The sequence below is a fragment of the Candidatus Hydrogenedentota bacterium genome, from assembly GCA_018005585.1.
Lineage (GTDB): Bacteria > Hydrogenedentota > Hydrogenedentia > Hydrogenedentales > JAGMZX01 > JAGMZX01.
Genome location: JAGMZX010000185.1, coordinates 1 through 9,698, shown reverse-complemented (window position 1 = coordinate 9,698; position 9,698 = coordinate 1). Strand labels below are relative to the sequence as shown.

Below are 9,698 nucleotides of genomic sequence, written 5' to 3'. Positions count from 1 at the left end.
CGGGCATCGACCGGGGCCGCGTGTTCAACGTGCAGGGCGTGGCCTATCTCACCCAGCGCGCCGACCGCGACGTGCTCTATCCCGAAGGCATCAACGTCATCGCCGTCTTCCCGGACTCCGGCGTGAATGTCTGGGGGCAGCGGACGCTGCTCCAGCAGCCGTCCGCCGTGGACCGGGTGAACGTCCGGCGCCTCATGATCTACATGGAACGCGCCGTCGGGGATTCGTCCCGTTTCGTGACCTTCGAGCCGAACCATCCCCGCACGTGGCGGGCGCTGCTCCGGCTCATCAACCCGTTCCTGCAGGACGTCAAGAGCAACGGCGGCGTATACGACTACCGCGTCCAGTGCGACGCGGAGACCAACCCGCCCGCCGTCCAGGACCGCAACGAGATCGTCACGCGCGTGTTCGTGAAACCCACGAAGACCGCCGAGTTCGTGGAACTCAACTTCGTGATGACGGACACGGGCAGCGACTTCAAGGAAATCTTCAACGCGTAAGGAGAAGCGCCGATGAACGCAGCCGGCAACATGCCCAAGAGTCTGTACCAGAACTGGCAATTCACCGTCGAGGTGAACGGGTTCGACGTGGCGCTGTTCAAGAAGGGCCAGGAGCCCAAGACGGAATTCGAGGAGGTGGCATTCGCGCCGGGCGGCTCGATCTTCGACCAGAAGGTCGCGGGCCGCGTGAAATTCGAGGACATCACGTTGGAGAAGGGCGTCCTGCAGGATGGCTCGGACCAGGCCGCGCGCGAGTGGATCCAGAAACAGGTGGACGTGAACGCCGGAACCGGTAGCCTGCCCAATGAGTACATGCGCGATGTGGACGTCGTGCGGTACGACCGCACCGGCAACGAGACGCGCCGGTGGACGCTGCACGGCGCCTGGATCAAGACCCTCGAATACGACGACCTCGAAGGCAGCAACACGGAAAACACCATCGAGAAGATCACCATCTGCTACCAGTATTGGACGTAGGAACCGCCGCGGGGAAGGTTCCCCCCGAAGGGAACCTTTCCCGCGCTCTCGCTCTTCAGGAAAGGAACCGGACTCATGTATACCTTCACACTGCCCAGCGGACTCGAAGCGGAACTGCGTGAAATGACGGGCGCGGAAGAGTCGCTGCTCACGAACCGCCGTCTCATGAAGGACGGCGAAAGCGTCAACCAAGTGCTCCGCAACTGCCTGGTCCGGCTCGGAGACAAAACGGAAATCGCCGCCAAGGACATTCTGGACATGTTGTCCGGAGACCGGTTGTTCCTCCTCGTAAAACTCCGCCAGATCTCCTTCGGCGACGAGGTGAATCTTACGCTCACCTGCCCCGCCAAGGATTGCGGCGAGAGCACAGACGTGCATATTGCCCTGGACGATCTCGAGGTAACGTCCTACGGGTCGGAGCGGGAGTTCATATTCGACCTGCCGCGCACGAAGAAGCCCGTCATCTTCACGCTGCTCGACGGCCACATGGAAAAGCGTCTGGCTTCCCTCAAAGAGCCGAGCCTCCATTCCGCCATGCTCATGCGCGTGAAAGAGATCGACGGCAAGGCCCCGAACAAGAACTCGCTCGCGGAACTGCCCGCGTTCGACCTGAACGCGCTCCGGGCGGAGATGCGGCGCGTGGACGGCGGTATAGACACCAGTATCCACACGGTCTGTTCGTCCTGCGGCGCGCGCATCGTCACGCGACTGGAGGCCGAACCCCCTTTCTTGTTCCCGAACGTTCGGTTGTAGCGGACGCTTTCTTCCTCGCCTACGGCGGGTTGCATTGGGGATACAACGAGATTGTGTCGCTGCCGCTCGGGGTGCGCCGCGAATTTGTAGACGCGCTCGAGCGGCAGCTTGCCTTTGAGAAGTCCGAACTGGAGCGGAACCGCAAATGATCAACGACCTCGGCATGGGCATCGTGGTGACGATGCGGGACATGTTCTCCCGTAACGCGGCCAAGATCGAATCGTCCATGGAATCGCTGGATGCGAAGGTCGCGGCGTCGAGCGAACGCATGACGCGGAACCTTGACCGCATCCAGAAGGGCACGATGATGATGGGCGCGGCGAATGCGGATTTCGGAATGCGGAACACGGAATGAAGCCGAAGGACAAATTCAGAAGGATAAAGGATGAATTCGAACGCGCGGAACGTTAATCCGCAATCCGAATTCTGCAATCCGAAATCGTAAGAGGCCGTCGGCACCTTCGGGGCCATGGCGGCGATCACGGCCAAGGCCACCAAGGCCACCGTCCAGGAAATGGTGGGCACCTTTACGACGGGCTATGGCATCTTCAAACCCATCATGAAGAAGTACTCGGACATCGACTGGGCCAAGGCGTTCTCCGGGGCCATGGCGCAGACGGTGGCCGTGTTCAAGACGACCGGGCCGCAGATGGCCGAGGCCATCAAGAACGTGGGCGCGACCGCTGCAGCATCGAATATTCCGCTTACCGAGCAACTCGCCATTCTGGGGCAACTCCAGACGACCATGCCCGGTTCCGAAGCGGGCACGCTGTACAAGGCATTCATCATGAAGGCCGCCGAGGCGGGCAAGGAACTGGGTTTGCCCTTTGTGGATGCCACGGGGCGGCTCAAGGGCATCTTGCCCGTTCTGCAGGAAATCCAGAACCGATTCCCGGACCTGTCCCAGGCGGGCGCGCAGGTCATCATCAAGAAGGGGTTTGGTTCGGACGAGGCGGTCAAGTTTCTGCTGCAGATGAGCGCGGGTATGGACTCGCTCGGCCAGAACATCCGGTCCATCGACGATGCCATGAAAGGCGGCGTGGCGGTGACCGAGGAAATGGCCCGCGCCATGAACGTGGACATCGGGTCGCAGTTCGGACTGGCGAAACAACAGGTGCTGAATCTTTTCGAGATCATGGGGCGGACGCTGCTGCCTGTTGTGGCGCCCGTCATGACGGGCATATCTCATGTGGTCCTGTGGTTGCAGCGCATGGCCAAGGCCGCGCCTGGCGTCACCGGGGCCGTGCTGGGATTTGCGCTGGCCTTGGGCGCGGTGCTGGTGGTTGTCGGGGCGGTGGTCGTCGCCGTGGGCACGATTGGACTCATGGCGCCCGCCGTCAGCGCCGGGATCGCCGCCATCGGACCTGCGCTCGCCGACGTGGGCGCGGCAGTGGCGACGTACTTCTGGCCGGTCACGTTGGCCGTGGCCGCCGTGATCGCGGCGGTGTACCTGTTGCGTCAGGCGTGGAACACGAATTTCGCGGGCATTCAGGACACCGTGATGGGTGTCTGGAACAAGATTAGCCTTGCGTTCCAGGGCGTGCGCGCGCTCATGGCGGCGTGCGAGGGTAAGCCGTTCGCGACGGCGCGTATCGGCCAGGTCGGAATCGGGGCGCAACAGGGGATGCCGCCTACGGCCATCCGTGTTGCTTGTGCGAGCCTAGCGCGCTACTTGATGGCCGATTCGGGTTTCAGCGCATCCAATTCCGCCATCAATTCCGCCGTGCGTTTCGTCAAGGGCCACTTGCTCGGATACTTCAGAAACTCGACATGTCCGTCCATGAACAGAACGTTCGCGCCGGCGGGCAGGTGATTGAACTCTGTCGCATTGATGTGCACACGGTCGAACATGACGGGGATCTCCGACTGCACTCTGGCCGTCGCGGCAGGGTCCCCGGTGTCCTTCACAAACTCCCGTTCAACGCCTTCCCGGAACCGATAGAAGGTGTCCCTACCCATAGAACCGCGCCCCGGCGATGCCTTCAGATCCTCGTCAAAGCGCAGACCATGTGCCACGCGCTCCTTGTACACTTCTGCGAATGCTTCCATCTCGTCGTCGCTGGTGATGACGTAGCCCAAGTAGACGTAGCTATCGTCATCTATAACACTCTGCGGATCGCTCTTGATGCGCTCTATCGCCCCCGCCCAGTTCGTGTTGCTCGGGCACACGAGAAACATCGGTTCCAGCTGCATCGGTGGCGGCTTGCCGTAAATGTCCTTCGCCCAACACATCAGTTGTCCCGCGTCCGGGGACAGTTGCGGGAAGAAAGAGTGCGGCGCGTCGACGGAGAGAAGTTTAAACAGCAGCCCCATGCATTTGAGATTATTCGCGCACGACGACCGCCTCGCCGACTCACTTGCGGTCGCCGCAAGTGCCGGCAAAATGACAATCCCGACAAAGAGCAGCATGATCCCTGTGATGCCGGTTGTAATCCCTGCGATGGCAGCACGGCGCCCGGTCAGTTGCCCGCCAGATCTCCGGATCCGCTTCAACGCGATGGCACCGCAGATGATCGCCGGGATCTGAGTCAGAAGCAGGGCGATAGCTATCGAAAGCAGACCTAAGACCAAGCTGGCAATGGCAAGGTGCGACGTCGAGGTCCCGCTCGTTCGAGGCAATTCCGTCGCGGTCAGGGAAGAAGGTGCAATTCCTAACGGAGATTCTTCAGGCATTGAGTTCCTCCTTTCTTGATAGTGTCCCCGCCCAGTCTGGACCAAGCGGCCACCGCTCTTGCACTGACCGGGGACGTCATACTCGTCTATGGGCTTCCATTTTCATTTTTCGCTGACGGCAATTCGCGTGTGAGGCCTGCGCGCAAGAAAACCTCGTCCACACTGCGCAGGAATCCCTTCACCGCCTCATTAGCTCTCCGCGAACACTCCTGCAAGTCTGTGGTGCCATCGAGTTTTGAGGGAAATGCAAGCAGAACGCTATTCTGTGCGGGTTCCAAAAGGGGAGTCAGGGCTGACGCGAGATTTGGGTGCAAGTGCTTCGCGTGGTCCACGAGATCCTTCGCACTTAGGAATCGTTCCGCAATGAAGTCTGCAACAGATTTGACAGGCACTTCGTTCAGGTTGCCCTCGATCTGTCGACCCAGAAAGGTCACAGTGCAGTGTGATAACGAACCTGGAGTCCCCGTAATGCTCAAGAAGCCGGGAGCCACCCGTTTCGTGGAAGGCGGAAAAGATGCTTGGCACATTTGCTGTAACAGCAAGTAGGACTCACGTAGCCCCTTCTTCGCCTCGTATCGCTCTTTTTGTTCGGGGTACAGGAGTACGAAGTACGCCCAAGCCAGCAAGAACGATACAAAACCACATCCAACTATAAACCAGACTCGCTTCCTTGTAGTCGTCACGTGGACCTCCTTTCTCTGCGTGCACGATCCTCCCTGTCTCATATGGCCGTTCCGTCGGCCCATGGCAATTCGCCGGCCATGTCAGGGAGTCCGCACTAAACGCACGCCGGCATCGTGGACGAGGCCGCCGATGCGGGCGTCCGGCGTGTCGCCTTTGCGAGACGCGGCGCGGCAACTAGTGGAGTCGGTCGCCCACGACCCACCGCGCTGCACGCGGTAGTCGCCATACTCGCCCGACGAAGGCCCTTGAGGATCCTTCACCGCGTCGGTCGGGTAGCGTCCGCCCCAGTCCTGGCACCATTCATTGACGTTCCCGTGCATGTCGTGGAGGCCCCAGGAATTCGCCTTCTTCCCTCCCTTCCCGTGAGTCCTCGCCCCGCTGTTGTCCTCATACCAAGCATACGCGCCCAGGCCCGAGGCGTCGTTGCCGAAACAATAAGCCGTCGTGCTTCCCGCGCGGCACGCATACTCCCATTCCGCCTCCGTCGGCAAACGATACGCGTTCCGCGTCCGTTGACTCAGCTTCTTCACGAACTCCTGGCAATCGTTCCAGTTGACCATCTCCACCGGCAGATCCGCGCTGCCCTTGAAGTGCGACGGGTTGCTCCCCATCACCGCCTGCCACTGGCCCTGCGTCACCTCGTATTTCCCCATCCAGAAACCCCGCGTCAACGTCACCTTGTGTTGTGATTCCCCGTCAACCCTGCCCTCCTCACTCGATGTGCTACCCATCAGGAAGTCTCCCGGCGGGCACCAGACGAACTCCATCTTTACTCCGCCGCCAAGGTCCTCCGTGCACGTGTCGCCCGCCTTGGGTCCGCTCTTATCCTCTCCGGCGAACCCCGCCATTCCCAACAATACCACCGTGCTGACCACTAAGATGTACCGCATCGTGTTTTCCTCTTAAGGCAGTATCATTTTCATTCCACTTCATTCCATAAAGTTTACTCTGTCTATTGTTTTTCTTGCGGCTCAAGAACTCCATGCTCCAATGGCACCCGGGGAAGGAGCAAGAGGAGCAGTCCAAGACAAGACACAAAACCCAATAGGCCCCCAATTATCGCGATACACGCATAAGAGGCTTCCTTTGATCTCAGGTCTTGCATCTCGCTCTCCATATCCTGCTGCGTACGAAGCATGGCCGCTTGCGCCTGCTCCCATTTGGCGGGATACTTGTCCTTCCACACTACAAGGTCGCGGGCTTCCTCCGCTGCCTTAATGGCCTCATCGCACCGGGCCGCCACAGTGGAACGAGCAGGTCGAATACGCGGCTGTGCCCAAGAGGACCAGATCAGCGAGGAGACACCCACCCAGGCGCAACCTGAGAGGAACAAAGCCAACACTGTTCTTTCACGAGATTTCATTTGCCTGTTTTCCTTTTGGTTCTTCTTGTTCTTGGGTTATTCATATGCGCCAGACAGGCGGGAAAAACTGAAGAGCGCGGCGACCGCGCTCGTTAGAGGGACTTCCACATCCCTGTCAGAGAACGCAGTGCAGACCGCGCTCCAAACGGAGCGCGTCTTGCACTTGCGCGGCTCTCTAACAATAAAACGTGGAAGTTTTCTAACGACCCGCTCAAGGCTTGACGCCTAGAATCTGTCTCTTATCGTTTCCGATATTCTCCTTGGTTTCGTTTCATATTCGTATTCACAACACGACGGCAGCCGTGTTGCTGGGTACACTGATTCCGGCGGTGTTGACGCCGATGATGCGGTACTCGATTTCGCAGCGTTGTGGCTGGTTCGTCAAGAGCGCGTGCGTTTCGAGCGCCATCCCGTTTTGTTCCCAATTGCCGAATGCGCCGCCGCCTTGCGGTTGATTGCGCCGGTAAACCACGTAGGTTCGCACCGGGCCGCCTTTGCCGCCGATGATGGGCGATTTCCAGTCCAGATAGACCGTGCCGGGCCCTTGCATGATGGCCTCGAGGGCGCGCGGCTGGTTCGGTGGATTCGTGGGTTGCGCCGGCGCTTTCTTTCCCCAGCCGATCAACTCCAGCTTGCCGGGATCATTTGCGGTATCCACTTCGGACTGTTTCAATTGGGCAAGCATGTTCTCGGTCAGGGCATCGAGCGCGGTATCTTTCTCTTCGGTCTTGAGCTTCGCCATCGCGCGAAAACAGATGACGACAAGCAGACCGTTACGGAAATCATCGGTGGCGGTTTGAAGGGCCGGGAGGTCGGCATGCGGGAAGTCGCCGGGGTTCGTTTGGTACCCGGCGATCATCGCGTTGGCCAACGCGAGAATGTCCAACTCCTGGCTTGGAAACTGCGCCATCCCCGATTCCCCCGTTAGAGCACGACTGCCGCCGTGTTGCTCGGTACGCTGTTGCCGCCGTTATTCACGGCGATGATTCGGTATTCCAACTGGACGTTGCGCGGCTGATCCGTCAGCGTCAATTCGCTATCGAGAGCCACGCCGACTTCATGCCACTCGTTGAACGCGCCGCCGGAGACTTGCTCGCGGCGTTCGATGAGATACGTGCGAACGCGGCCACCCGGACCCGGCGCGGGTGATTTCCAATCGAGGAACAGCGTGCCCGGTCCCTGGATGACGGGATCGAGATTGCGCGGCTGACCTGGCGGGTTGCTGGGTTGCGCGGGCGCTTTCGGACCCCAACCAATCAAGCCCAATTTCTCCTGATCGCTTGCGACATCCACTTCGGACTGGCGAAGCTGGACCTTCATGAGGTCTTCGAGCGTCGTCAACACGCCATCCTTCGCTTCCGTCGCCAATTGCGCTTTGGCGTCCGCATCGAGTTGCGCATTCTTGGCCGTCTGATACGTCGCGCGCTCCCCTTGCAGCGCGACAAGGTCCGCATGAGGGAATACCGCCGGATTCTGCTGATACCCGGCGATCATGGCGTCCGCCAGCGCGACAACATCCGGTTCCCGCCTTGGAAAATTCGGCATGGTCTCAATCTCCTTCCGCATTCAACGGTTTCGGGGCGCTTTCGGCCAAAAACGCACAAGATGCTGTAGAATAACGACTTACAACGCGGCTCCCCGCCGCGCAACTCCGATTTGCAGACTTACAACGTCACGTTGCGGACATGCAATTCGAAGATGTAAACACGCATTTTCGATTTGCGGACATGCAAACCCGATCTTCGCAGCCGGGAATCGAATTGCAGATCGACAACTCGACGTTGCAGATACGCATTTTGGATTTGCAGATACGCAATCTCGTTCCCCGCTCCCCGGAACATCGTTGCAGGTCTACAATTCGGGATTGCGGATCGGTTATCCCGCTGGACTGACGTGATTCCCCTCAGCGTCCCGCGTTCGGTCTGCAAGTCTGCACGCGATTCAACTTTCGCGGTTGTGTTCGGCGTGTGGCGTCGGGCGCGTCGCAGTCGCTTCACCCATTCAGCGACTCCCCCGGCGCTCCAAAAATCCGTAGCACAGCGGTACTACTTCTCGATGAATGGGTTCATTCTACTCCCGTCCGATCCGCAAAAGTCAAGTTTTTTTTGCGCCCCGTTCGTGGGCATTTTGGGCACACCCTGTGCTCCTCAAATCGGCTCGCACGGGCATTTCCCCGCTTTCCGGTAGATAACCTCCGAGGGCGTTGTGCGCCCGACTGGAGGCCGGATGGAACTCGACGTATTCAAACCGACGTTCCTCATCCAGATTGAGGGGCAGCAGCTTTCCCTGGACATCACGCAGGAGATCACGTCATTCGTCTTCGAAGACAACGAAGAAGAACTGGACGTGATGGAACTGACCGTGGCCAACCGGGGGCTGTTGTTCACGGACGATCCCCTGTTCCAGGAGGGCAACGAGATCGTCGCCCGTTTCGGCTACATCGGCAACCTGTCCCCGGTCAAGAAGGCCGTCATCAAGGAAATCGACTGCGACTTCCCCGAGGACGGCGTAGCGACAATCCGCCTCAAAGCCTACGACAAGGGATACAAGCTCTCAGGCAAGGAGAATCAGAAGGTTTGGCAGAAGCCCGCTCCGGGCATCCTGTATTCGGAGATCGCCGAGGAAATCGCCGCGGCGAACGGTCTGATTCCCGTGGTCAAGCCCACGGTCGGCTACCACCTCCGCGTGATCCAGTCCAACATTTCCGACGCGCAATTCCTCAAAGAACTCGCGGACAAAGCGCGTGATCAGGAGGGTGATGGTGTCGCCGGGTACATGTTCTACGTCCAGGACGACGAACTCCATTTCCATCCCCGTATGCTGGACCAGCCGCCCGTCCTGACACTGGAGTATTTCACCGACCCCAAAAGCATCCTCCGTTCGTTCAAGCCGTCCACACAGGCGCAATGGGGAAAAGGCGCGGGCGTGGAAACGAAGGCCGCCGGCGTCGACCCGCGCAAGAAGGAGCCCGTCGAGGAAGTAGCCAACAACGACAACACGACCGACCGGACCTCGCTGGGAAAGCGCACCTATCTCGTCGACGGCAACAGCGGCGAAGGGCAGTTCAAGGAGCAGGAAACGGGGCGCGTCGTCGCCAGCTTCGAACGCTCCGAGGGCTTCTACGAAGAACCCGAACAGGAGCCCGCGAAGGACGCCGCGGACGCCGCGTTCAAGGCGGCGGAACTGCAGCAGGTCGAAGCCACGGCGGTCACCTTGGGCATCCCGACGCTGCGCGCCAAGCAGAACAT

9 protein-coding genes and 1 pseudogene are annotated in these 9,698 nt (G+C 59.8%); 5 read left to right on the top strand and 5 right to left on the bottom strand.

The window, feature by feature from the left end:
* From KA184_21345 to KA184_21330, 4 genes and pseudogenes are all read left to right on the top strand, one after another.
* Positions 1 to 500, top strand: a 500-nt coding sequence (locus KA184_21345; GenBank protein MBP8132132.1) for a phage tail protein, incomplete at its 5' end; no start/stop codon positions are given.
* A gap of 12 nt (positions 501 to 512) precedes the next feature.
* The gene (locus KA184_21340) at positions 513 to 977 is read left to right on the top strand and encodes a phage tail protein (protein MBP8132131.1); all 465 of its coding nucleotides are present in this window, start codon (positions 513 to 515) and stop codon (positions 975 to 977) included.
* A gap of 75 nt (positions 978 to 1,052) precedes the next feature.
* Positions 1,053 to 1,730: a hypothetical protein gene (locus tag KA184_21335; GenBank protein MBP8132130.1), complete on the top strand. Its 678-nt coding sequence runs from the start codon at positions 1,053 to 1,055 to the stop codon at positions 1,728 to 1,730.
* A gap of 145 nt (positions 1,731 to 1,875) precedes the next feature.
* Positions 1,876 to 3,285, top strand: a pseudogene (locus tag KA184_21330) (phage tail tape measure protein).
* A gap of 113 nt (positions 3,286 to 3,398) precedes the next feature.
* Here KA184_21330 and KA184_21325 read toward each other — a convergent pair.
* The 5 genes from KA184_21325 to KA184_21305 all read right to left on the bottom strand — a co-directional run bounded on the left by KA184_21325 (position 3,399) and on the right by KA184_21305 (position 7,995).
* Positions 3,399 to 4,403 carry a DUF4190 domain-containing protein gene (locus KA184_21325; GenBank protein MBP8132129.1) on the bottom strand — a complete coding sequence of 335 codons (1,005 nt, stop codon included), beginning with the start codon at positions 4,401 to 4,403 and terminating at the stop codon, positions 3,399 to 3,401.
* Between the two features lie 764 nt (positions 4,404 to 5,167).
* A complete protein-coding gene (locus KA184_21320) occupies positions 5,168 to 5,977 on the bottom strand; it encodes a formylglycine-generating enzyme family protein (GenBank protein MBP8132128.1) in 810 nt (269 codons plus the stop codon).
* Positions 5,978 to 6,039: 62 nt separating this feature from the next.
* Positions 6,040 to 6,450: a hypothetical protein gene (locus KA184_21315; GenBank protein ID MBP8132127.1), complete on the bottom strand. Its 411-nt coding sequence runs from the start codon at positions 6,448 to 6,450 to the stop codon at positions 6,040 to 6,042.
* 283 nt (positions 6,451 to 6,733) lie between these two features.
* Positions 6,734 to 7,360 (bottom strand): fibronectin type III domain-containing protein, encoded by a 627-nt coding sequence (locus KA184_21310; protein ID MBP8132126.1) that lies wholly within the window; start codon positions 7,358 to 7,360, stop codon positions 6,734 to 6,736.
* A gap of 14 nt (positions 7,361 to 7,374) precedes the next feature.
* Complete coding sequence (locus KA184_21305; GenBank protein MBP8132125.1) at positions 7,375 to 7,995, bottom strand: fibronectin type III domain-containing protein; 621 nt, start codon at positions 7,993 to 7,995, stop codon at positions 7,375 to 7,377.
* 681 nt (positions 7,996 to 8,676) lie between these two features.
* On the opposite strand from KA184_21305, the gene KA184_21300 reads away from it, so the two are divergent.
* Positions 8,677 to 9,698, top strand: a 1,022-nt coding sequence (locus tag KA184_21300; protein ID MBP8132124.1) for a phage late control D family protein, incomplete at its 3' end; no start/stop codon positions are given.